The organism is Streptomyces sp. NPDC104371, assembly GCF_055583785.1.
The window spans coordinates 137,151-159,727 of the sequence record NZ_JBVJNF010000006.1; the positions used below are offsets into that span (position 1 = coordinate 137,151).

Below are 22,577 nucleotides of genomic sequence, written 5' to 3' on the forward strand. Positions count from 1 at the left end.
CCGTACGATGGGGAAGGCCCAGTGCCGTAGCAAGGAGGATGACCGTGGCAGAAGAGCTCCCGGAGACCCCGGAGACTGCCGAAGAAGAGCCGATCAAGCAGCGCAAGAACGGCCTGTACCCGGGCGTGTCCGACGAGCTGGCCGAGAACATGCAGTCCGGCTGGGCCGACACCGAGCTGCACGACCTGCGGCCGATCGCCCAGTCCGCCGAGACCGCGGCCCGCCGCGCCGCCCTCTCCGCACGCTTCCCCGGCGAGCGCCTGGTGATCCCCGCGGGCAATCTGAAGACCCGCTCCAACGACACCGAGTACGCCTTCCGCGCCTCCGTCGAGTACGCGTACCTCACGGGCAACCAGACCGAGGACGGCGTCCTCGTACTGGAGCCGGAGACCGCCGCGGACGGGACGGACGGCCACCGGGCGACGATCTATCTGCTGCCGCGCTCCAACCGTGAGAACGGCGAGTTCTGGCTCTCCGGCCAGGGCGAGCTGTGGGTGGGCCGCCGCCACTCGCTGGCCGAGGCCGAGCAGCTCTACGGCATCCCGGCGTCGGACGTGCGCGAACTGCCGGAGCAGTTGGCCGAGGCCACCGGCGCGGTCCGCGTGGTCCGCGGGTACGACGCCGGTATCGAGGCCGCCCTGCGCGACAAGGTGACCGCCGAGCGGGACGAGGCGCTGCGCGTCTTCCTCTCCGAGATGCGTCTGGTCAAGGACGCGTTCGAGGTCGGCGAGCTGCAGAAGGCCGTCGACTCGACCGTGCGCGGCTTCGAGGACGTGGTGAAGGTCCTCGACAAGGCGGAGGCCACCTCCGAGCGCTACATCGAGGGAACGTTCTTCCTCCGCGCGCGCGTGGAAGGCAACGACATCGGCTACGGCTCGATCTGCGCCTCCGGCCCGCACGCCTGCACGCTGCACTGGGTGCGCAACGACGGCCCGGTCCGCTCCGGTGACCTGCTCCTGCTGGACGCCGGTGTGGAGACGCACACGTACTACACCGCCGACGTCACGCGCACGCTGCCGGTCAACGGCACCTACAGCGAGCTGCAGAAGAAGATCTACGACGCCGTGTACGAGGCCCAGGAGGCCGGTATCGCCGCGGTGAAGCCGGGCGCCAAGTACCGCGACTTCCACGACGCCGCGCAGCGCGTGCTCGCGGAGAAGCTGGTCGAGTGGGGCCTGGTCGAGGGCCCGGTGGAGCGGGTCCTGGAGCTGGGCCTGCAGCGCCGCTGGACGCTGCACGGCACGGGCCACATGCTCGGCATGGATGTCCACGACTGCGCGGCGGCGCGGACGGAGACCTACGTGGCCGGAACGCTGGAGCCCGGCATGGTGCTCACGGTCGAGCCGGGTCTGTACTTCCAGGCGGACGACACGACCGTCCCGGAGGAGTACCGCGGGATCGGCGTCCGGATCGAGGACGACATCCTGGTCACGGAGGACGGCAACCGGAACCTGTCGGCCGGTCTGCCGCGCCGCTCCGACGAGGTCGAGACGTGGATGGCGTCCCTGAAGGGCTGACACTTCCGCTGACACGGCCCTCATGACCACGGCGTCATGAGGGGAGGCCGATCGCGGGCGATCACGTCGCCCGCGGTCGGCCGACGTGTGTCCGGTGCCCTTCCGCCCGGTCGGGCGCCCTTGCTCAGACGGCCACCGCGGGGGTGCCGTCCACCCACTTCAGGATCTTGTCGAAGCTCACCACGGCTCCGCCCCGGTCCGGTGTGTTGCCGATGTGGACGTGATCGGCGAGTTCCCGGATGAGGCCGAGGCCCCGGCCGTGCTCGGCGTCGGCGTGGACGGGCCGGAACACGGGGCGGGATCTTTCGGGGGCGAACCCCGGGCCCGAGTCGGCGACTTCGATGCGGCACGTCTCGCCGTCGAGGTAGGCCGTGACCTGGTACACCTCGGGCCGCTCGCCGCAGGCGGGGTCGCCGCCGTGCTCGACCGCGTTGGCGCAGGCCTCGCTGAGGGCCACGGACAGATCGTGGGAGACGTCCGGATCGACGCCCGCGGACTCCATCGTGCCCAGCAGGAGCCGACGGGCGAAGGGCACACTCGCGGCTTCGCACGGCAGATGGAGTGACCACCAGATGCTCATGCTCCAGCCTCCTGGCCGTGGCTCGACATACCGTTACGTATTGCCGCGAGTGCCCCGGCGCAATCACCCGAGCGAGGAGATCCCGCCCGTGCGGCGGATGTGCCGGGAGCCGGATCGGTGTATGGACGGGCGGCCCGCCAGAACGTGATCTTCCGGGCCCGCGGTGCGATGACCGCATCTGCGCCAACTTGTGGACCTGCCGTACGAAGCCGGTCGGGCCAGTGGGATGATGAGGCCGCCATGAGTGCCCTTCCCCAGCGCACGGCGCGCACCGGATGCGATCTCCGGGTCCTGCGGGCCGCGGTGTTCGCCGCGGTCTGTGTCGCGCTGGCCGCGGCCGGGCACGGGCTCGCCTCCTGCGCCGCCGTCCCGCTGTGGACGCTGGGCGCCGGGTTCCTCGGGATCTTCGTCGTCGCCGCCGCGCTGGCGGGACGCGAGCGCTCGCTGCCGGGTATCGCCGCGCTCCTCGTCGCGGGCCAGACGATGCTGCACATGCTGTTCGGGCTGGGGCAGCACTCCACGGCCGTCCCGATGACGCCGGGTGCCACGCCCGACGCCACGCTGGTGGAGCGGGCCGCGCGCATCATGTGCGGCGCGGGAACGCTCTCCCCCGCACAGGCCCAGAAGATCCTCACCGACGCGCGGATCGGTACGGGGACGGGTGCGACCGCCCCGCACCACCCGGACGCCCTGTCCGCCGCGGGCGGTTCATGGGCGGCGGTGCTGCCGTCCGTGCCCATGCTGCTCGCCCATGTGCTCGCGGGCGTCGCGGCCGGCTGGGTGCTGCGCCGCGGGGACCTGGCGCTGCTGCGGATCATCCGGCTGTCCACGCAGGAGATCGCGGACGGGACGCTCGTACGGTCCCTGCGGTCCGTGTGCGCGCTGGTGCGCGCCCTGCTGGCGGGGCTCCCCGCAGGGTCCGGGACGGGGCCGCGTCTCCCGCGCGCCTGGTTCCTCGTACCCCTGAAGCCGCGGACGACCGCGCTGCAGCACACGGTGGTCCGTCGCGGACCGCCGTCCTCCACTTCCCTCGCCCTCGCTGCCTGACGCGCCGCGCCGCTCACCCCACTCGTCTTCGCCGAGGGGCCGCCGTCGTGCGGCACGCGCGCGTACCCGTGGCCCGCTCCCGCGGTGGGGCCGCGCGCACGCGTCCTTCTCCTCCGTCAACGGACTTCTCACTCGAAGTGGAGTGCCCTGTCATGAAGAGCCCTGCCCTGAAGATCCTCACGCCCTCCTCGAAGCTGTCCCGCCTGGCCGCCGTCGGTGCCACGGCCGCGGCGGCCGTTCTCGTCCTGTCCGGGCCCGCGTTCGCGCATGTGAGCGTGCAGCCGGAGGGCGAGGCCACCAAGGGCGGTTACGCGGTGGTCGACTTCAAGGTCCCGAACGAGCGGGACAACGCCTCGACCAAGAAGCTCGAGGTCAGCTTCCCGGCCGACCATCCGCTCCCCTCGGTGATGCCGCAGCCGGTCGACGGCTGGAAGGCCGAGGTCACCAAGTCCAAGCTCGACAAGCCGGTCTCGCTGCACGGACAGCGGATCGACGAGGCCGTCACCAAGGTCACCTGGACCTCCACCGGCAAGGGCATCGAGCCGGGCTACTTCCAGAAGTTCCCGCTCTCGATCGGCCCGCTCCCGGAGAACACGGACCAGCTCGTCTTCAAGGCCCTCCAGACGTACTCCGACGACCAGGTCGTGCGCTGGATCGAGCCGCAGCAGAAGGGCCAGCCCGAACCCGCCAACCCCGCCCCGGCGCTCGAACTGACCGCCGCCTCCGGGCAGCACGGCGCCACCGCCGAGGCCGCCTCCACCTCCGGGGACCAGGGCACCAAGGCGACCTCAGGCAGCAACAGCGACACCACCGCCCGGGTCCTCGGCCTCGTCGGCATCGTCATCGGCGCGGCGGGCGTCGCCTACGGCGTACTGGCCGGGCGTCGGCGTACCTCCGACACCGTCTGACGACCGACTCGTCCCCGGGCCCGCGCCGGGCCGTACGACCACCGCTGTGAGGCAGCGCGTACGACCCCGGCGCCCACCGGCCCCCTCACCTCTGGAACATCTCTCTATGCGCACCAAGAAGACACTCCCCCTGGCCGGCCTTCTCGCCGCCGTCGCCCTCACCGTCTCGGCCTGCGGCGCCGACAGCGGAAGCGACAGTCCGGTCACCCAGGTCTCCGCCGAGTCCGGCTCCGACAAGCCCGGAACGGTCCTCGACCAGCCGTTCGAGAAGCCGGATCTCGTCCTCACGGACACCCATGGCAAGAAGTACGACCTCCGTGCGGAGACCAAGGGCAAGCCGACGCTGATCTACTTCGGCTACACGCACTGCCCCGACGTCTGCCCGCTGACGATGAACAACCTCGCCGTCGCCAAGAAGGCGGTGGAGCAGAACAAGCAGCTCACGCAAGCCCAGAAGGACTCGCTGCGGATCGTGTTCGTCACGACCGACCCCCAGCGCGACACGCCCTCCGCCCTCGGCACCTGGCTCAAGGGCATCGACCCCGACGTGGTGGGCCTGACGGGTGACTTCCCCACCATCCAGGCGGGCGCCCGCACGCTCGGCATCAGCATCGAGGCGCCGAAGAAGGAGAAGGACGGCAAGATCGTCTCCATGCACGGCTCCCAGGTCATCGCGTTCTCGCCGAAGACCGACGCGGGCTATGTGGTGTACGGCGAGGACACCACCGTCGACGACTACACCAAGGACCTGCCCAAGATCATCAAGGGAGAGAAGCCGTGAACCACCGCCTCCTCGGCCGCGCGGCCGCGATCACGGCGGCGGGGGTGCTCCTCGCGGGCTGCGGCAGCGCGGAGGGCTCGTCCTCGGACAAGCCGGAGCTGAAGATCACCGGTGCCTATATGCCCGTGCCCGTCAGCAGCGACATGGCGGCCGGCTTCTTCACCGTCACCAACTCCGGGGGCGCCGACACGCTCACCTCCGTCACCAGCAACCTCGCCGAACACGTGACGATGCACTCCACCGAGGACGGCGCGATGCGCGAACAGAAGTCGTTCGCCGTGCCCGCCGACGGCGCGCTCCGACTGGAGCGCGGCGGCAACCACCTCATGTTCGACATGCTCGCCCACAAGCCGAAGGAGGGCGAGAAGGTGTCGCTGCGGCTGCACTTCGCCACCTCGGGGACGATCACGGTCGACATGCCGGTGAAACCGGCCACCTACGCCCCGAAGACCGGGCACTGAGGGAGAGACCGCTGTGACGCCGACCATCGCTCCCGACAGCCCCGTACGACGGACCGCGCGCGCGGCCACCCGGCCCCCGCGGCGGTTCCGGACGGTCCGCGGGCTGCTGGTCCTGCTGCTCGCCGTCGCGGGCGCGCTGCTGGGCGGGGCCGCCCCCGCCTCCGCGCACGCCGCGCTGACGGGCAGCGACCCCGCACAGGGAGCGGTGGTCGACACGGCGCCCGCCCAGATCTCGCTCACCTTCTCCGAGCAGGTCGCGTTCTCCGACAGCTCGCTGCGGGTCCTCGACCCGAAGGGAGGGCGCGTCGACACGGGCAAGCCGGTCGCCCTGAAGGGGACGACGTACGGCGTGAAGCTGCGCGCGGGGCTGTCCGACGGCACCTACACGGTCACGTACCAGGTGGTCTCCGCGGACAGCCATCCGGTGGCGGGCGCCTTCACGTTCTCCATCGGCGCCCCCTCCGCGACCACGGTCCAGGCCTCCGGTCAGGCCGTGGGCGGCGGAGTCGTCGGCGGGCTCTACGGGCTCGCGCGGTACGTCGCGTACGCGGGGTTCATCGTCCTGGTCGGCGGCGCGGCCTTCGTCCTGGCCTGCTGGCCGCGGGGCGCCGGGGTGCGGGCGGTGCAACGGCTCGTGGCCGGCGGGTGGGTGGCGCTCACCGCGGCGACGCTCGCGCTGTTGCTGCTGCGCGGCTCGTACACCGGTTCAGGGAAGGCGGCCGACGTCTTCGATCTGTCCCTGCTCGGACAGGTCCTGGAGACCAAGTCCGGGGCGGCGCTCGTCTCCCGGCTGCTGCTGCTCGCGGTGGCGGCCCTGTTCCTCGCGGTGCTCTTCGGGGCGTACGCGAAGCGGGACGCGGAGGCCTCCGGGACCGTCGAGCAGCGGGACCTCACCCTCGGACTCGCCCTCGGCGGCACGGCCGTCGCGGCCGGTATCGCGACGACCTGGGCGGTGGCCGAGCACGCCTCGACGGGGATCCAGGCCGGTGTCGCCATGCCGGTCGACGTCCTGCATCTGCTGGCGGTCGCCACCTGGCTGGGCGGGCTCACGGCCCTGCTGGTGGCGCTGTACCGGGGACCGTCGATCGACGCGGTGGCCGTACGGCGCTTCTCGCAGGTCGCGTTCACCAGCGTGATCGTCCTTGCCGCGACCGGGATCTACCAGTCGTGGCGCCAGGTCGGCTCGTGGTCGGCGCTGACCGGGACGACGTACGGACAGCTCCTGCTCGCGAAGGTCGGCCTGATCGCCGTCCTCGTCGGCATCGCCCGGATCTCCCGGCGCTGGACGGCACAGCTCGCGCAGCAACCGGCGCAGGTGGCACGCCCCAAGTCGGCGCCGGCGGCGGCCAAGGCCCGGCCTAAGGGCGGGGCCTCGGGCTCCCGTGATCCCCGGCGCGCCGCCCAACTGGCCCGGCAGCAGGCCGCCATGGCCGCGGCACGCACCAAGCAACTCCGGGACGCCGACCCGCTCCGCTCCGGACTGCGCCGTTCCGTACTCGCCGAGGCGGGCGTCGCGGTCGTCCTGCTCGCCGTCACCACCGTGCTGACGAGCACCGAACCGGGACGCACCGAGGAGGCGGTCAGGGCGGCCACCCCCGCCACCGCGCAGGCCTCGGGTCCCGTGTCGCTGCGCCTCCCCTTCGACACGGGCGGCCAGAACGGCAAGGGCACGGTGGACCTCACCCTGGACCCGGCCCGCGTGGGCGGCAACGACCTGCATGTCTTCGTGGTGCGGCCGAACGGCAAGGCCTTCGACGTCCCCGAGGTGAAGATCGCCTTCACGCTCAAGGCGAAGGGCATCGGCCCCCTGCCCATCACCCCCGAACACATCACCACCGGTCACTGGTCGAAGAGCGGTGTGCAGATCCCCATGGCGGGCGACTGGGAGATCGCGGTGACCGTCCGCACCTCCGACATCGACCAAGTGACCGTGAACAAGAACGCGAAGATCGGCTGAATCACCATGGCTGACCAGACCACGCCCCGCGCGTCCCGCGAGAGCGTCCCCTCTCAGCAGGGCCGGGGCCGTCGCCCGGCCGAAGGCGCCGAGGACGCCGGTTCCGTCCCCGACGCTCCGACGGCCGCCGAGGCCGACCGCTCCACCCCTGCGGCGGGGATCTCGCGGCGGCGGCTCCTCGGGACCGCAGGCGCCACCGGGCTCGCGCTCGGGGCCGTCGGCGGGGCCACCGGATACGCCGCCGCGCCGTCCGAGAAGGCCACAACACCGCTGGCCTCGCTCGGCGCGGACCGGGCGATGTTTCACGGGAAACATCAGGCCGGGATCACCGACGCCCTCCAGTCCCGCGGCCATGTCGTCGCCTTCGACCTGGCGTCGGGCGCGGGCCGCAAGGAGGCCGCCGCGCTGCTGCGCCGCTGGTCGGCGACCGCCGAGCGGCTGATGGCGGGCGAGGGCGCCCCGCACGACGACACCGATGTCGCCCGGGACGCCGGACCGTCGTCCCTGACGATCACCTTCGGGTTCGGGAACAGCTTCTTCTCCCGTACGGGACTTCAGAAGCAGCGCCCCGCCGCCCTGGACCCGCTGCCCGCCTTCTCCTCCGACCGGCTCGACGCGTCCCGCAGCAACGGAGACCTCTGGGTGCAGATCGGCGCCAACGACGCGCTGGTCGCCTTCCACGCCCTGCGCGCGATCCAGAAGGACGCCGGGAGAGCCGCCCGGATCCGCTGGCAGATGAACGGCTTCAACCGCTCACCGGGCGCGACCGTGCGGCCCATGACGGCGCGCAATCTGATGGGCCAGGTCGACGGGACGAACAACCCGAAGCCGGACGACGCCGACTTCGACCGGCGTATCTTCGTGGCCGCCGAGGGCGAACCGGCCTGGATGGCGAACGGTTCGTATGCCGTCGTACGCCGGATCCGCATGCTCCTCGACGACTGGGAGAAGCTCGCGCTCCCGGCCCAGGAGGAGGTCATCGGGCGCCGCAAGTCCACCGGGGCACCGCTCAGCGGCGGCACCGAGACGACCGCCATGGACCTGGAGAAGACCGGCCGCGACGGCAAGCTGGTCGTGCCGCTCAACGCGCACGCGCGCATCACCCGGCCCGACCAGAACGGCGGCGCCGCGATGCTCCGCCGCCCCTTCTCGTACCACGACGGCATCGCCGCGGACGGGACGCCCGACGCGGGGCTGCTGTTCATCTGCTGGCAGGCGGATCCGTTGCGCGGCTTCGTACCGGTGCAGCGCAAGCTCGACCGGGGGGACGCGCTGTCGCAGTACATCCGCCATGAGGCGAGCGGTCTGTTCGCGGTGCCGGGCGGGGCCGCGAAGGGAGAGTACGTGGGGCAGCGGCTGCTGGAGGGGTGAGCGGGCGCGCGTGTCCCCCGCAGGGGCCATGGCGTCCTGGAGCGCGGGCCCGGTCCGGTCCCGCGCATTAGGGTGAGGCCATGCCAGCCAGCTATGCGTATCTCGGCCCCGAGGGCACCTTCACCGAGGTGGCGCTCCGTACGCTGCCGGAGGCGGCGACCCGGGAACTCGTCCCCATGGTCTCGATCCCCGCGGCCCTCGACGCCGTCCGCAGCGGCGAGGCCGAGGCCGCCTTCGTACCGATCGAGAACTCGGTGGAGGGCGGCATCACGACCACGCTCGACGAACTGGTCGCGGGCGAGCCGCTGATGATCTACCGCGAGGTGCTCCTCTCGATCACCTTCGCGCTCCTGGTCCGGCCCGGCACCGCGCTCTCGGAGATCAAGACCGTCACCGCGCACCCGGCCGCGCAGCCCCAGGTGCGCAACTGGCTGAAGGCCAACCTCCCGGACGCGGTCTGGGAGTCGGCCGCGTCCAACGCGGACGGCGCCCGCCTGGTCCAGGAGGGGCGCTACGACGCCGCGTTCGCGGGCGAGTTCGCCGCCGCGCGCTACGGCCTCGTGCCGCTGGAGACGAACATCCACGACGCGGAGAACGCGCAGACCCGGTTCGTCCTCGTCGGCCGTCCGGCCCGACCGGCGGCACCGACCGGCGCGGACAAGACCTCCGTCGTCCTGTGGCAGCGCACCGACCACCCCGGTGGCCTGCGCGATCTGCTGGGCGAGTTCGCCGTACGGGGCGTCAACCTGATGCTGCTGCAGTCCCGCCCGACGGGGGCGGGCATCGGGAACTACTGCTTCTGCATCGACGCCGAGGGTCATATCTCCGACCGCCGGGTCGCCGAGGCCCTGATGGGGCTCAAGCGGATCTGCCGGGAGGTGCGCTTCCTCGGCTCGTATCCGCGCGCGGACATCACGCCGGCCGATGTCCGGGCGCTGCATCCGGGTACGTCGGACGACACGTTCATGAGCGCGGCGGACTGGGTGGCGCGCTGCCAGGACGGCCGGTTCTAGAGGCCGGTTCTCCCGGAGCCCTGAGCGCTTGTGGGAGGGCCGGTCATATCGTCCTGTCCTACCTGCGGATTTTCACCACCCACCCAGGTTATCCACAGGTCAGCTTCTCGATCTGGGGACAAGTCGACACCATTGCGCGGCGGATGCCGGGAACCCGCACCGCGCATCCACCCCCGGTCCACCGCCACATCCGTCACAGTTGTCCACTTGTTTCTTTCGACCCACCCTTTGAAGCGAACCCTTTCCGCCCGAAAGAGTGTGTAGTGCGGGTTTGGACCGGGAAATCCTCTGTTCGCTCGCGACATTCGGAATGATCACCTCCGGCATCCACAGACCTTCCACACAGCCTGTGGATAACTCTGCGAAGCTGTGGATGCCTGTGGACAAGCGCGCCCCAAGTCCCCTTCCGCGCAAGGAAGTCGAGTCAACCGGCGACCGCCGGGCTGCCCCTCCCGAGAAGCACCGGCCGGGTAATTGACACGCAGCGTCATTCCTTCATGACGGCTCACGGACCGCGGATCCAAATACTGTGTCGTGGGCCGGAACGTGACACCGGTAGCCTTGAGGGGTGATTGACCTTCGCCTGCTCCGTGAGGACCCCGACCGTGTTCGCGCCTCCCAGCGCGCCCGTGGTGAGGACGTCGCGCTCGTCGACGCCCTCCTCTCCGCCGACGAGCGGCGCAGGTCGTCCGGCGTCCGCTTCGACGAGCTTCGTTCCGAGCAGAAGGCGCTCGGCAAGCTGATCCCCAAGGCCTCGGGTGACGAGAAGGCCGAACTGCTGCAGAAGGCGAGCCGGCTCGCCGCCGACGTCAAGGCCGCCGACGCCGAGCAGCACGAGGCCGACGAGGAGACCCGCCGCCTCCTGCTCCAGCTCGGCAACGTGGTGCACCCGGACGTCCCGATCGGCGGCGAAGAGGACTTCGTCGTCCTGGAGACGCACGGCACCATCCGCGACTTCGGCGCCGAGGGCTTCGAGCCCAAGGACCACCTGGAGCTCGGCGAGGCGCTCGGCGCGATCGACGTCGAGCGCGGCGCGAAGGTCTCCGGCTCGCGCTTCTACTACCTGACCGGTATCGGCGCCCTGCTGGAGATGGCGCTCGTCAACGCGGCGATGGCGCAGGCCGTGGCCGCCGGGTTCACCCCGATGCTGCCCCCGGCCCTGGTCCGGTCGCGCGCCATGGAGGGCACGGGCTTCCTCGGCCAGGCCGCCGAGAACGTGTACCACCTGGACAAGGACGACTTCTATCTGGTCGGTACCTCCGAGGTCCCTCTCGCGGCGTACCACATGGACGAGATCCTCGACGCGGAGAAGCTGCCGCTGCGCTACGCGGGCTTCTCGCCGTGCTTCCGCCGTGAGGCCGGTACGTACGGCAAGGACACGCGGGGCATCTTCCGTGTGCACCAGTTCGACAAGATCGAGATGTTCTCGTTCGTCGCCCCCGAGGACGCCGAGAACGAGCACCAGCGGCTCCTGGAGTGGGAGAAGCAGTGGCTGACCGCGCTTGAACTGCCGTTCCAGGTCATCGACGTGGCGACGGGCGACCTCGGCGCGTCGGCGTCCCGCAAGTACGACTGCGAGGCGTGGATCCCGACCCAGGGCAAGTACCGCGAGCTGACCTCGACGTCCAACTGCGACGGCTTCCAGGCCCGCCGTCTGTCGGTCCGTATGCGGGACGGCAAGAAGGTGCAGCCGCTGTCGACGCTGAACGGCACGCTGTGCGCCGTGCCGCGCACGATCGTGGCGATCCTGGAGAACCACCAGCTCGCCGACGGCTCCGTACGGGTGCCCGAGGTGCTGCGCCCCTACCTGGGCGGCCGGGAGCTGCTGGAGCCCGTGGCCAAGTGAGCACGGGCAAGCCCGCCGGATTCCCCTACCCACTGATCGCGACCGACCTCGACGGAACGCTTCTGCGCTCCGACGGGACCATCTCGGAGCGCACCCGTGAGGCGCTCGCCGCGGCCACCGCGGCGGGCGCCGCCCATATCGTCGTCACCGGGCGCGCGGTCCCCTGGACGCGGCATGTCCTCGACGACCTCGGCTACCGGGGCCTCGCGGTCTGCGGTCAGGGGGCGCAGGTCTACGACGCGGGGGAGCACCGGCTGCTGACGTCGCTGACGCTGGACCGGCAGCTCGCGGGCCTCGCGCTGGCGAAGATAGAGGCCGAGGTGGGTCCGCTGCTGCTGGCCGCCGGGAGGGACGGGCTGGACGGCGAGGTCCTGGTCGGCCCCGGCTACCGGATCGACGGCTGGCCGCTTCCGTACCGCCCGGTCACGGACCCGGCGGAGCTGTGGTCGGCGCCGCTGAACAAGGTGTACGTCCAGCACCCGACGCTGAGCGACGACGAACTGACCGAGGCGGCGCGGCAGGCGGCCGGGGGCCTGGTCGGCGTGACGATGGCGGGCGAGGGGATCGTGGAGATCCTTCCGCTCGGCCTGACCAAGGCGACGGGTCTGTCGTTGGCGGCCCGTCGGCTGGGGCTGAAGGCCGCGGACACGATCGCCTTCGGCGACATGCCCAACGACATCCCCATGTTCACGTGGGCCGCCCGCGGGGTGGCCATGGCCGATGCCCATGAGGACCTGAAGACGGTCGCGGACGAGGTGACGCTCTCCCACGACGACGACGGGATCGCCGTCGTCCTGGAAGGACTGCTCGGACAGGGCTGACTGCTCGGGTAGTGGTGTCTCGCGGAGGATGCGCGGATCGAACGCGCGCGGGGGATGACCCCGACCACGGCTTAGCAAGCCGGTGCCTTACCACTCGGCCAATCCTCCGGGTGGGCGGCCCGCGCGATGTGGATCGCGCGCTCGAAGCGGCCGCCCCGGGCAGTTCCTGCGGGCGGGCTCGACGGAGCTGACTACTCCGGAGTCTGCCGCGGACTGCCCTGTCGGGAGCTCGGCGTACTGTCGTGCAGGGACATCGCCCAGCTCCTCTCCCAGACGGTGGCGCCGACTCGATCCGGCGTCGTGGACGTGACCACTGTGCCCCGTCCGCCGGATCGGGCGCCACTGAATATCCCCGCGGTCGCGGGCCGGGCGCGGTCGGCCGTTACCGGCGGCGCCATCTGCGGCGGCGGGCCTTGCTGAAGAACCAGCCGGCGGGCGGCTCGTCGGAGCGCCACGGCTGCGGGTCGGGGGCCTCCCGCCGCCAGCGCGCGGTCAGCATCCGGGCGCGCGCGGACGGCTCCGTGTTCGCCGCGGACCGTATGAAGTCCTCGTCGAACACGACGCCGTCCCAGTCGCCCCCGCTCTCGGCCGGACCGCCTTCTCCCTGCGGTGTCTGCGCTGTCATCCCCGTTGTTCCTTTCCACTGCGCATCCCCCGTTCCAGTGTGCGCGGGCGGAGATGAAGCCACGGTCAAGAAGGCCGACGGACGCGCGCGGTCACGCGCGGTCGGTCACTCCTCGCCCGCCAGCGTCAGCGTCCGCAGCTTCTGTCCCGCGTACCAGGTGGCGGCCACGGTCACCACGACCAGGAGCACCACCCCGGTGGTCAGACTGACGTCGGAGGTGACGAGGGCGCTGTCGGAGACCTTGTGGGCCACGGCGAGCGACCACTGCTGGACGCTGAGGGTGCGCGCGCCGGAGACCAGCGATCCGAAGAGCGCCTCCCAGATCAGCGCGTAGACCAGGCCGAAGACCACCGCGTGCCGGCTGACCGTGCCGAGCAGCAGGAACAGGGCGGCGTACGCGATGGAGGCGACCAGGGCCGCGACCGTGTACGCGACGGCGATCTGCTGGCCGTTGCCGTTGAGGATCAGGCCCGCGACGAGCGTCGGCAGGGCCGAGAACGCCATGGTGACCGCGATCGCGACGATCAGCTTGGTGACGATGATCGTGGGCCGCTTCACCGGCTTGGCCAGCAGATACACCACCGAGCCGTCGTCGATCTCGGGGCCGATGGCGCCGGTGCCCGCGATGACGCCGATGATCGGCACCATCGTGGCGAGCGCGAACCCGCCGAGGAGGTCGTGGGCCACCTGGTCGTCGGCGCCGGTCAGGGTCCGTACGACGATGGAGAGCACGAGCAGCAGGGCGGGCAGCGCGCCGAGGATGAGGGCCCGGCGGCGGCCGAGGAGCCCCCGGTAGGTGAGCCGGGCGACTGTGGGGTCGTACATCTTCGGCCTCCTACGCCGCGACCAGATACGAGAAGACGGACTCGAGGGACTCGTCCGACGGCGAGACCGTGAGCAGCCGGATGCCGTGCTCGCGCGCGACCTTCGGCAGCAGAGTGGTGAACCGGCCGAAGTCGACCGCCTGGACGCGCAGCGCGCCCTCCGCGAGGTCCACCTCGATGCCCGCGGTCGACGGGTCCGCGATGAGTGCCGCCGCGAGCGCCCGGTCGTCGCTGGAGCGCACCAGATAGCGGTGCGGCCGGTCGGTCATCAGACGGCGGATCTTGCGGAAGTCGCCGCTCGCCGCGTGCCGTCCGGCGACGATCACCTCGATGTGCGAGGCGAGTTGCTCGACCTCTTCGAGGATGTGGGACGAGAACAGCACCGTGCGTCCCTCGGCGCCCATGCGCCGCAGCAGGTCCATGAGCTGCATACGCTGGCGCGGGTCCATGCCGTTGAAGGGCTCGTCGAGCAGCAGCAGGGACGGGTCGTGCACCAGGGCGGACGCCATCTTCACGCGCTGGCGCATGCCCTTGGAGTACGTGGAGATCTTCCGGTCCTGCGCGTACTCCATCTCGACGGTGGCGAGCGCGCGTTGGGCCGCCTTGGCGTCCAGCCCGTGCAACTCGGCGTTGGCGACGACGAATTCGCGTCCGGTGAGGACGTCGTACATCGCCTCGCGCTCGGGCACGACGCCGATGTGCCGGTAGATCCGCTCGTTGCGCCACACGGGCTCTCCGTCGAGGGTGACGGAGCCCGTGGAGGGTGCGAGGAAGCCGCCCATCATGTTGATGAGGGTGGACTTGCCCGCGCCGTTCGGGCCCAGCAGGCCGGTGACGCCGGGGCCGACCGTCATCGTGACGTCGTTGACGGCGACCACGTTGCCGAACCAGCGCGAGACATGGTCGATGGTGAGCGTTGTCACAGTCCGGCCTTTCGGTAGCGGCGCGCCAGCAGGCCGTAGCTGCCCGCGATGAGCCCCAGGACGACGAGGAGGAAGACGACTCCCTGCGCGGCCGAGGGGCCCTGCCCGCCGGGGAAGGAGGAACTCGCGCCCAGGAAGGCGGTCTGCACCCCGTCGATGAGCGTGACGGGCGAGAAGAGACCCGACCACACCAGCGCCGCGGAGTTGCCGGAGTGGGCGTCGGCGATGGCCTGGACGGCGGAGACGGCCGCGTAGGAGATGGTCAGGACGGCGATGACGGCCGCGATGCCGAAGCCGCGCCGCGGGGTGGTCGCCGCGATGACCAGGCTGATTCCGGAGAACAGCAGGGACAGCAGGGCCACGGAGACCATTCCCTCGGCGAATCCCTTCGTCTGATGGCCGAAGTTCAGCTTGGCCAGCAGCGCGCCCACGTAGAGGATCAGCAGCGGTGCGGCCGTCAGGATGAACATGGCGGAGGCCAGGGCCGCGTACTTGGCGCGCACGTAGTCGACGGTCTCGATGGGGCGCGAGAAGTACAGCGGCACCGTCTTGAAGCGCAGGTCGCGCGACACCGACTGGGGCGCCTGCGCGGCGACGTACAGGCCGATGAGGGCCTGCATGAAGATCGCGTAGCGCGTGTACTCGAGCGGGAGGTCCTTCGCCTTGGTGGCGACCGCGACCGCCACCATGATCAGCGCGGGCGCGCACATCACCACGAACAGCAGCATCGGCAGCACCTTGGACTTGACCGAGCGGCCGAGGCCGTAGGCGCCGCGCAGGGACTGCGAGTAGAGCGAGCGGCGGGCGTACGCGCGTCCCAGGCGCGGGCCGTCGTAGGAGCGGTAGCCGATGTTGTGGATCCGGGTCTGTTCGGCCTCGCGGGCCGCGGGCTGCTCAACCGCCATGGACGGCCGCCTCCTTGCGCTGCTCGTCGCCGTCCTTGAAGACCTCGGCGATGTGGTGCCTGCGCTGCTCCATGCGGACCAGGCCGAGGCCCAGGTCGGTGACGACGTCCCGTACGAGGTCGTACGTCTGGTCGCCTTCCGCGGTGAGCAGCAGGATGTGTCCGGCACCCGGGAGTCCGCTGCCGTCGTGTGTGGTCACCCCGCGCGCGTGGAGCGCGTCACGCACCGCGCGGGTGCCGTCCGGGTGGTCGTCGGTGTCGGTGACCTCGATCGCGAGGGTCGTGGTGTTCTGCGTGAAGTCCCGGGTGGAGCTGGAGCGCAGCAGCTTGCCGCCGTCGACGATCACGACGTGGTCGCAGGTGCGCTCCAGTTCGCCCAGCAGATGGGACGTGACCAGAACCGAGATCCCGAAGTCCGTGTGGATACGGCGGATCAGGCCGAGCATCTCGTCGCGGCCGACCGGGTCGAGGCCGTTGGTCGGCTCGTCCAGGAAGACCAACTGCGGGTCGTGGACCAGGGCCTGGGCGAGCTTCACGCGCTGCTTCATGCCGGTGGAGTAGCCGCCGATGGGGCGGTAGCGCTCCTCGTACAGGCCGACGTGCCGCAGCGTGTCCGCGGTGCGCTCACGGGCGGCCGTCGGCGGCAGCCCGGACATGCGCGCCATATGGACGACGAACTCGGTCGCCGACACGTCGGGCGGCAGGCAGTCGTGCTCCGGCATGTACCCCACGCGCTCACGGATGGCGCCGCCCTCACGGGCGACGTCGAGCCCGAGCACCTCGGCCCGGCCCTCGGTGGCGGGGGACAGCCCCAGCAGGATCTTGATCAGGGTGGACTTGCCGGCCCCATTGGCACCGACGAGCCCCGTCACACCGGGTCCGACGTCCACGGAGAGCCGATCAAGCGCGGTCACCTTCGGGAACCGCTTGCTCAGGCTTTCGGTCGCGATCACAGTCACGTCCTCGACGGTAGTGAGCCGGGCCCCGCACGTCGTCAGACCGCAGAGCAGTCTTGGCATCAGACTCCAGGCGTACGAGTCCCTAGGGGTCCCCCTGAGGTCGAACACGGCGGGTCGGCAGCGGGGTCGCCGACAGGGTTGTCCACAGGCACGGGCAGGTCTATTGACGCGCGCTCTAACAACTGCGAGATTCGCGGGTGTCACGTTACGAGCACGTACCGCAGTCATCACCGCAGCCTCACCGCGGTCGCCGCGGACGGGCGGGCGAGGGCATGACGACGGCGGTGACGGGCGACCTCCCGCCTGAACAGCGGGTGTTCACGGCGGTACGGCACTGGGTGGAGGACAAGTGACGGTCGTGGGGGCGCGCGAGCGCCAGGTGCGTACGGGCGGCATCGAGCTGTGCGTGGCCGAGTTGGGGGACCCGGCGCGGCCGACGGTCGTCCTGGTACACGGCTATCCGGACAGCAAGGAGGTCTGGTCCGAGGTGGCCGTCCGCCTCGCCGAGCACTTCCACGTCGTGCTGTACGACGTCCGCGGCCATGGCGGCTCGACGGCGCCGAAGCCGCTGCGCGGCGGGTTCACGCTGCGGAAGCTGACGGACGACTTCCTGGCGGTCGCGGACGCGGTCAGCCCCGACCGGCCGGTGCACCTGGTGGGGCACGACTGGGGCTCGGTGCAGGCGTGGGAGTTCGTCACGGTCGCGCGCACCAAGGGCCGGATCGCGTCCTTCACCTCGATGTCCGGGCCGTCCCTGGACCACTTCGGCCACTGGATCAAGGAGCGGGTCCGCAGGCCCACCCCGCGCCGGGTGGGTCAGGTGCTCGGCCAGGGCGCCAAGTCCTGGTACGTCTACCTGCTGCACACCCCGGTCCTGCCGGAGCTCGCGTGGCGCGGCCCGCTCGGCAAGCGCTGGCCCAAGATCCTGCAACGCGTCGAGAAGGTGCCCGCCGACGGCTACCCGACCCCGTCGCTGCGCACGGACGCGGCCCATGGCGCCTGGCTGTACCGCGACAACGTACGGCCGCGGCTGAACCGTCCGCGCCCCGACGCGTACGCGCACGCGCCCGTGCAGCTCATCACGCCCCTGGGGGACACCTTCCTGTCGGAGCGGCTCTACGACGACCTGGAGCGGTGGGCCCCGCAGCTGACGCGGCGCACGCTGACCGCGGGCCACTGGATCCCGCGCACCCGGCCCGATCAACTGGCGGCATGGATCAGGGAGTTCGTGACCGCCGTGGACGGCGGCCGGCCCGCGCCGTCCACGGCGAGCGGGCGGTACGCGGAACAGTTCGGCGGCCGACTGGTGCTGGTCACCGGGGCGGCCAGCGGCATAGGGCGGGCCACGGCGATCGCGTTCGCCGAGGCCGGCGCGCGCGTGGTGGCCGTCGACCGGGACGCCGAGGGCGTGACCCGGACGGCGGAGACGGCCTGGCTGAGCGGTGCCCCGCAGGCCTGGGCCGAGACGGTCGACGTCACCGACGAGCAGGCCATGGAGAAGCTCGCCGAGAAGGTCGCCGCCGAGTACGGGGTGGTGGACGTGCTCGTGAACAACGCCGGGATCGGGTTCTCCGGCTCCTTCCTGGACACGACCGCCGAGGACTGGCGCAAGGTCCTCGACGTCAATCTGTGGGGTGTCATCCACGGCTGCCGGGTCTTCGGGCGGCAGATGGCCGAGCGCGGCCAGGGCGGCCATATCGTCAACACCGCGTCGGCGGCGGCGTACCAGCCCTCGCGGGCGCTGCCCGCCTACAGCACTTCCAAGGCGGCGGTCCTGATGCTCAGCCAGTGTCTGCGCGCGGAGTTCGCGGAGCGGGGCATCGGGGTGTCGGCGGTCTGCCCCGGCTTCGTCCACACGAACATCACGTCGACCGCTCGCTTCGCGGGCGTGAGCCACGGGGAGGAGAGGCGCCTCCAGAAGAAGGTGACGCGGCTGTACGGGCGGCGCGGGTATCCGCCGGAGAAGGTCGCGGAGGCGATCCTGCGCGCCGTCGCGCGCGATCAGGCCGTGGTGCCGGTCACCCCGGAGGCGCGCGGCGCCCTGCTGATGTCCCGCTTCGCCCCTCGGGTGCTGCGCGCGGTCGCACGGCTGCGTCCGCCCCTGTGACGAACGGGCGACGAACAGGCGCTGTACGGCGTGCACTTGTCAGCTACATGACTCCGTACGGCGTCCGATCGGTGCCCAACATCCCCAGCTCGGCGCTGAGTTGTCCACAGAATCGTCAATCTGCCTGTGGATAACCGCACTTGCTTGTGGATCAAACATCGGAATCCAATTCAGGTGCGTGATCCGTGTCTCTCCCGCACGCTGGAGGGATGAAGGAAGGAAACGACGAGAGACGCACCGTGAAGGTGTCGAAGTACCTCTCGAAACACCTGCGGCACCAGCCCGAGCGGATCGGGCTCACGCCGGACGAGGGCGGCTGGGTCGAGATCGACGCCCTGCTCACCGCGGCGGGCGCGCACGGCTTCCGCATCACGCGCGCCGAGCTGGACCATGTGGTCGCCACCAATGACAAGAAGCGCTTCGCGATCGAGGGCACCCGCATCCGCGCCAGCCAGGGCCACAGCATCGAGATCGACCTCGGGCTGCCCCCGGCGACCCCGCCCGCCCACCTCTACCACGGGACCGTGGCCCGCCATCTGGACGCGATCCGCGCGGAGGGGCTCAGGCCCATGAACCGGCACGATGTGCACCTCTCGCCGGACCGCGAGACCGCCACCCGCGTGGGTGCCCGCCGCGGTCGCCCGGTCGTCCTGGCCGTGGACGCCGGTGCCATGCGGCGCGACGGGCATGTCTTCCGCGTCAGCGCGAACGGGGTGTGGCTGACCGAGGCCGTGCCGCCGCGCTACCTGCGGTTCTCGGAACCGCACTGAGCGCCCCCGTACGCTCGGAGCATGAGTCTGCGTCTGAGCACCGTGATCCTGCCGTACGTCCGCTGGCACGAGGGCGGGCGTTCCGCATGGCAGCGTGCGGAACAGCTGGGCTTCCACACCGCGTTCACCTACGACCATCTGTCGTGGCGGTCCTTCCGCGACGGCCCCTGGTTCGGCGCCGTGCCGACGCTGACGGCCGCGGCCGGCGTCACCGAGCGACTGCGTCTCGGCACCCTGGTGACCTCGCCGAACTTCCGGCACCCGGTCACCCTCGCCAAGGAGCTGATCTCGCTCGACGACATCTCCGGCGGCCGGATCACCCTGGGCATCGGCGCGGGCGGCACCGGCTTCGACGCCACCGTGCTCGGCCAGGACCCCTGGAGCCCGCGCGAGCGCGCCGACCGGTTCGGCGAGTTCGTCCCGCTGCTCGACCGGTTGCTCACCGAGGACTCCGTCTCGTACCAGGGCGACCACTACTCCGCGCACGAGGCGCGCACCATCCCCGGGTGCGTCCAGCGCCCCCGGCTGCCGTTCGCGGTGGCCGCGACCGGCCCGCGCGGCCTGGCGCTCGCCGCGCGCCACGGCCAGGCGTGGGTGACGACCGGCGACCCGAAGCTGTACGAGCACGGGACCCCCGAGCAGTCCCGGCTGGCCCTGCGCGCACAGACCGAGAGGCTGGCCGACGCGTGCGCCGCGGTGGGCCGTGAGGCGGCGGAACTGGACAAGATCCTGCTCACCGGCTTCACCCCGGACCGTGGCCGTCCGATGGAGTCCCTCGACGCGTTCGTGGACTTCGCCGGGCGACACGCGGAGCTGGGCTTCACCGACCTCGTGATCCACTGGCCCATCCCCGACTCGGACTTCGCGGCGGACGAGAAGGTCTTCGAGCAGATCGCCATGGAGGCCCTGGCGCAGCTCGGCTGATCGTGGCAGGGGTCCGGGCGTCGCGGACCGATCGTGCGGAAGGTCGCTTGATCATGACGGGACGTGACGCTTCTGGTGAGGAGCGTCACCACTCAGATGTGCGGACTCCCGCACGCCCGTGCGGGCATATGCGCCAGAATGGGCCCGTGACCTCAGCGACCCGAGAGCCCGAGACCCCCACCAGCACCGTCGCGCCCCGGCTGATCGCGACGGATCTCGACGGCACCCTCCTCCGGGACGACAAGTCGGTCTCCGCGCGCACGGTCGCCGCGCTGGCCGCCGCCGAGGAGGCCGGAATCGAGGTGTTCTTCGTCACCGGCCGCCCCGCGCGCTGGATGGAGATCGTCAGCGACCATGTCCACGGGCACGGCCTGGCGATCTGCGGCAACGGCGCGGCCGTCGTCGACCTGCACGGCGGCCCCGGCGCCCACCGCTTCGTCAAGGTCCGGGAGCTGGCCCGGGAGAACGCCCTCGACACCGTGGGCCTCCTGCGGGACGCGGCGCCGGGCACGACCTACGCCGTCGAGCAGACCTACGGCTTCTACCAGGAGCCGGCCTACCCGAAGCTCCTCATGGAGACCCCCGATCTCCGCGCCCCCGCCGAGGAACTGCTGGCGGGAGACGCCCCGGGCGCCCACCATCCCGTGCTCAAGATCCTCGCGTACCACCCCGAGCTGGACCCGGACGCCTTCCTCACGCTGGCCCGGCTGGCCGTCGGCGACCGCGCCAGCATCACCCGCTCCAGCCCCAGCGCGCTGCTGGAGATCAGCGGCCCCGGCGTCTCCAAGGCGAGCACGCTCGCGCTGTGCTGCGCCGAGCGCGGCATCTCCCAGGAGGAGGTCGTCGCCTTCGGCGACATGCCCAACGACGTGGAGATGCTCACCTGGGCCGGCCGGTCGTACGCGATGGGCAACGCGCACCCGGACGCGCTGGCCGCGGCGTCCGGGCAGACCGTCGCCAACAACGACGACGGGGTCGCCGTGGTGATCGAACGGATCCTCGCCGAGCGGCTGTAGGGCTCGCCGAGCGAGCCGGGGCGGGGCGGTTCCCTTACAACTTCACGCCCCGCGCCGTCAGCCAGGGCACCGGGTCGATGCCCGACCCCAGTTGCGGGGTGACCCGTACCTCGAAGTGCAGATGCGGACCGGTGGAGTTGCCCGTCGTGCCCGACTGGGCGATCCACTGCCCGGTGGCCACCCGGTCGCCCTGGTTGACCGTGACGGCGGCGAGATGGGCGTACTGCGTGCAGTACCCGCCCGGGTGCTCGATCACGACCTCCATGCCGAACGCGCCCCCGCAGGTCACCTTCACCACCTTGCCCGCCCCGACCGCCCGCACCGGTGTCCCGATCGGCACCGCGAAGTCCTGGCCGGTGTGCCGGTTCGCCCAGTGAGTGCCGCCGCTGCCGAAGGGCGCGGAGAGGCGATACTCCCGTACCGGTGCGACCCAGGGGCGCCCGGTCCTCGGGGACGCCTCGTCCAGGCGGACGGCGCTGCGGCATGTCCCCGCGGCGGCGGAGGCGTCGGCCTGCTTCTGGAGCACCCGGCGCGCCTCGTCCAGCTTCGCCTGGATGGCCTTCTTCATCCCGGCCAGCTTGCGGTTCCGCTTCTCCAGGTCCCGCCAGAGCGCGGACGACCGCGCCCGGTCCGCGGCGAGCCGGGACTCCGCCCGGCGGCTCTTGGCGGCCATGGTCTCCACCGCGAGGTTCGCCTGCGAGAACACATGCTGACTGCGCATCAGTTCCTCCGGAGTGTCGGCGAGGATGATCTGCGCCGCGTACGGAACCCCGCCGACCTGCCGGTACTGGGCGCGCGCGATCCGGCCGAGGTCGTCGTGCAGGCCCGCGATGCGCTTCTGCTCCCGGGCGAGGAGCCGCTGCGAGCGCCGGGCCTCGGCGAGCTGCTTCTCGGCTTCCCGGTGCACCGCCTCGTACCGTTGCGTCGCCGCGGCGGCGTCCTCGTACAGCCGCACCACCCGGGCGCTGACACCGGAGTCCGCCTCACCGCCGCCCGACCCGCCGTCGGCGGCGGCGGGCCGCGCCAGGAGCAGGGCGACCGCGCACAGGAACACCGGAACATGCAGCGGACTGCGACGAGGTGAGCGCATGTCAGCGATCGTTGCCCACGCGCGGCACGGCGTCCTGCTCAGGTCGTACGGCTGGGGGAACGGACGACCACGAATGGTCCAGGACATCCCTCGTCCGGGCGGTGTCCGGGGCCTTCACCCCTGAGGTCTGCCG

Annotated in this window: 21 protein-coding genes and 1 tRNA gene; 14 read left to right on the forward strand and 8 right to left on the reverse strand. The window is 71.4% G+C overall.

The features are described 5' to 3' along the window. Positions 1-44 precede the first annotated feature (44 nt). The gene (locus tag ACZ60T_RS19935; RefSeq protein WP_469667078.1) at positions 45-1,517 is read left to right on the forward strand and encodes an aminopeptidase P family protein; all 1,473 of its coding nucleotides are present in this window, start codon (positions 45-47) and stop codon (positions 1,515-1,517) included. Positions 1,518-1,641: 124 nt separating this feature from the next. On the opposite strand, the gene ACZ60T_RS19940 is transcribed toward ACZ60T_RS19935, so the two are convergent. Further along, the gene (locus ACZ60T_RS19940; protein ID WP_365628972.1) at positions 1,642-2,097 is read right to left on the reverse strand and encodes an ATP-binding protein; all 456 of its coding nucleotides are present in this window, start codon (positions 2,095-2,097) and stop codon (positions 1,642-1,644) included. Between the two features lie 240 nt (positions 2,098-2,337). Between ACZ60T_RS19940 and ACZ60T_RS19945 the strand changes: the two genes are divergently transcribed. From ACZ60T_RS19945 to ACZ60T_RS19985, 9 genes are all read left to right on the forward strand, one after another. Next, a complete protein-coding gene (locus tag ACZ60T_RS19945) occupies positions 2,338-3,144 on the forward strand; it encodes a hypothetical protein (RefSeq protein ID WP_469667079.1) in 807 nt (268 codons plus the stop codon). A 152-nt stretch (positions 3,145-3,296) separates the two neighbouring features. Next, a complete protein-coding gene (locus ACZ60T_RS19950; protein WP_469667081.1) occupies positions 3,297-4,052 on the forward strand; it encodes a YcnI family copper-binding membrane protein in 756 nt (251 codons plus the stop codon). Positions 4,053-4,158: 106 nt separating this feature from the next. Further along, positions 4,159-4,833, forward strand: a complete 675-nt coding sequence (locus ACZ60T_RS19955; RefSeq protein ID WP_469667082.1) for an SCO family protein — start codon at positions 4,159-4,161, stop codon at positions 4,831-4,833. Continuing rightward, positions 4,830-5,294 (forward strand): copper chaperone PCu(A)C, encoded by a 465-nt coding sequence (locus ACZ60T_RS19960; RefSeq protein ID WP_365628960.1) that lies wholly within the window; start codon positions 4,830-4,832, stop codon positions 5,292-5,294. Before ACZ60T_RS19955 ends, ACZ60T_RS19960 begins: the two co-directional genes overlap by 4 nt. A gap of 13 nt (positions 5,295-5,307) precedes the next feature. Further along, positions 5,308-7,251, forward strand: coding sequence for a copper resistance CopC/CopD family protein (locus ACZ60T_RS19965; RefSeq protein ID WP_469667083.1), 1,944 nt, complete (start codon positions 5,308-5,310; stop codon positions 7,249-7,251). A 6-nt stretch (positions 7,252-7,257) separates the two neighbouring features. Beyond that, positions 7,258-8,622, forward strand: a complete 1,365-nt coding sequence (efeB, locus tag ACZ60T_RS19970) for an iron uptake transporter deferrochelatase/peroxidase subunit (protein WP_469667084.1) — start codon at positions 7,258-7,260, stop codon at positions 8,620-8,622. 80 nt (positions 8,623-8,702) lie between these two features. Then, the gene (pheA, locus tag ACZ60T_RS19975; RefSeq protein WP_252426491.1) at positions 8,703-9,635 is read left to right on the forward strand and encodes a prephenate dehydratase; all 933 of its coding nucleotides are present in this window, start codon (positions 8,703-8,705) and stop codon (positions 9,633-9,635) included. Between the two features lie 568 nt (positions 9,636-10,203). Further along, a complete protein-coding gene (serS, locus tag ACZ60T_RS19980) occupies positions 10,204-11,481 on the forward strand; it encodes a serine--tRNA ligase (RefSeq protein ID WP_469667085.1) in 1,278 nt (425 codons plus the stop codon). Then, positions 11,478-12,302 (forward strand): HAD family hydrolase, encoded by an 825-nt coding sequence (locus ACZ60T_RS19985; RefSeq protein ID WP_365628948.1) that lies wholly within the window; start codon positions 11,478-11,480, stop codon positions 12,300-12,302. Before serS ends, ACZ60T_RS19985 begins: the two co-directional genes overlap by 4 nt. Positions 12,303-12,324: 22 nt before the next feature. Here the strand turns inward: ACZ60T_RS19985 and ACZ60T_RS19990 are convergent. From ACZ60T_RS19990 to ACZ60T_RS20015, 6 genes are all read right to left on the reverse strand, one after another. Further along, positions 12,325-12,410: transfer RNA gene (locus ACZ60T_RS19990), tRNA-Ser, on the reverse strand. Between the two features lie 274 nt (positions 12,411-12,684). Continuing rightward, positions 12,685-12,927: an SGM_3592 family protein gene (locus ACZ60T_RS19995; protein ID WP_469667086.1), complete on the reverse strand. Its 243-nt coding sequence runs from the start codon at positions 12,925-12,927 to the stop codon at positions 12,685-12,687. A 105-nt stretch (positions 12,928-13,032) separates the two neighbouring features. After that, on the reverse strand, positions 13,033-13,752 hold the full coding sequence (locus tag ACZ60T_RS20000) for an ABC transporter permease (RefSeq protein ID WP_365628942.1): 720 nt from the start codon (positions 13,750-13,752) through the stop codon (positions 13,033-13,035). Positions 13,753-13,762: 10 nt separating this feature from the next. Next, entirely contained in the window at positions 13,763-14,674 is a 912-nt protein-coding gene (locus tag ACZ60T_RS20005; protein WP_365628939.1) for an ABC transporter ATP-binding protein, read from the reverse strand. Next, on the reverse strand, positions 14,671-15,579 hold the full coding sequence (locus ACZ60T_RS20010) for an ABC transporter permease (protein ID WP_469667087.1): 909 nt from the start codon (positions 15,577-15,579) through the stop codon (positions 14,671-14,673). The genes ACZ60T_RS20005 and ACZ60T_RS20010 overlap by 4 nt, the downstream gene beginning before the upstream one ends. Beyond that, complete coding sequence (locus ACZ60T_RS20015) at positions 15,569-16,531, reverse strand: ABC transporter ATP-binding protein (protein WP_365629199.1); 963 nt, start codon at positions 16,529-16,531, stop codon at positions 15,569-15,571. Before ACZ60T_RS20015 ends, ACZ60T_RS20010 begins: the two co-directional genes overlap by 11 nt. Positions 16,532-16,886: 355 nt before the next feature. Here ACZ60T_RS20015 and ACZ60T_RS20020 point away from each other — a divergent pair, with 355 nt between their 5' ends. The 4 genes from ACZ60T_RS20020 (at position 16,887) to ACZ60T_RS20035 (ending at position 21,354) form a co-directional block, all read left to right on the forward strand. Beyond that, a complete protein-coding gene (locus ACZ60T_RS20020) occupies positions 16,887-18,644 on the forward strand; it encodes an SDR family oxidoreductase (RefSeq protein WP_469667089.1) in 1,758 nt (585 codons plus the stop codon). Between the two features lie 209 nt (positions 18,645-18,853). Then, a complete protein-coding gene (locus ACZ60T_RS20025; RefSeq protein WP_365628930.1) occupies positions 18,854-19,414 on the forward strand; it encodes an RNA 2'-phosphotransferase in 561 nt (186 codons plus the stop codon). Between the two features lie 21 nt (positions 19,415-19,435). Then, positions 19,436-20,338 (forward strand): LLM class flavin-dependent oxidoreductase, encoded by a 903-nt coding sequence (locus tag ACZ60T_RS20030; RefSeq protein WP_365628927.1) that lies wholly within the window; start codon positions 19,436-19,438, stop codon positions 20,336-20,338. A gap of 128 nt (positions 20,339-20,466) precedes the next feature. After that, positions 20,467-21,354: an HAD hydrolase family protein gene (locus ACZ60T_RS20035; RefSeq protein WP_469667090.1), complete on the forward strand. Its 888-nt coding sequence runs from the start codon at positions 20,467-20,469 to the stop codon at positions 21,352-21,354. A 34-nt stretch (positions 21,355-21,388) separates the two neighbouring features. Here the strand turns inward: ACZ60T_RS20035 and ACZ60T_RS20040 are convergent, their stop codons facing one another. Then, complete coding sequence (locus ACZ60T_RS20040) at positions 21,389-22,444, reverse strand: M23 family metallopeptidase (RefSeq protein WP_469667091.1); 1,056 nt, start codon at positions 22,442-22,444, stop codon at positions 21,389-21,391. Between the last annotated feature and the right edge of the window lie 133 nt (positions 22,445-22,577).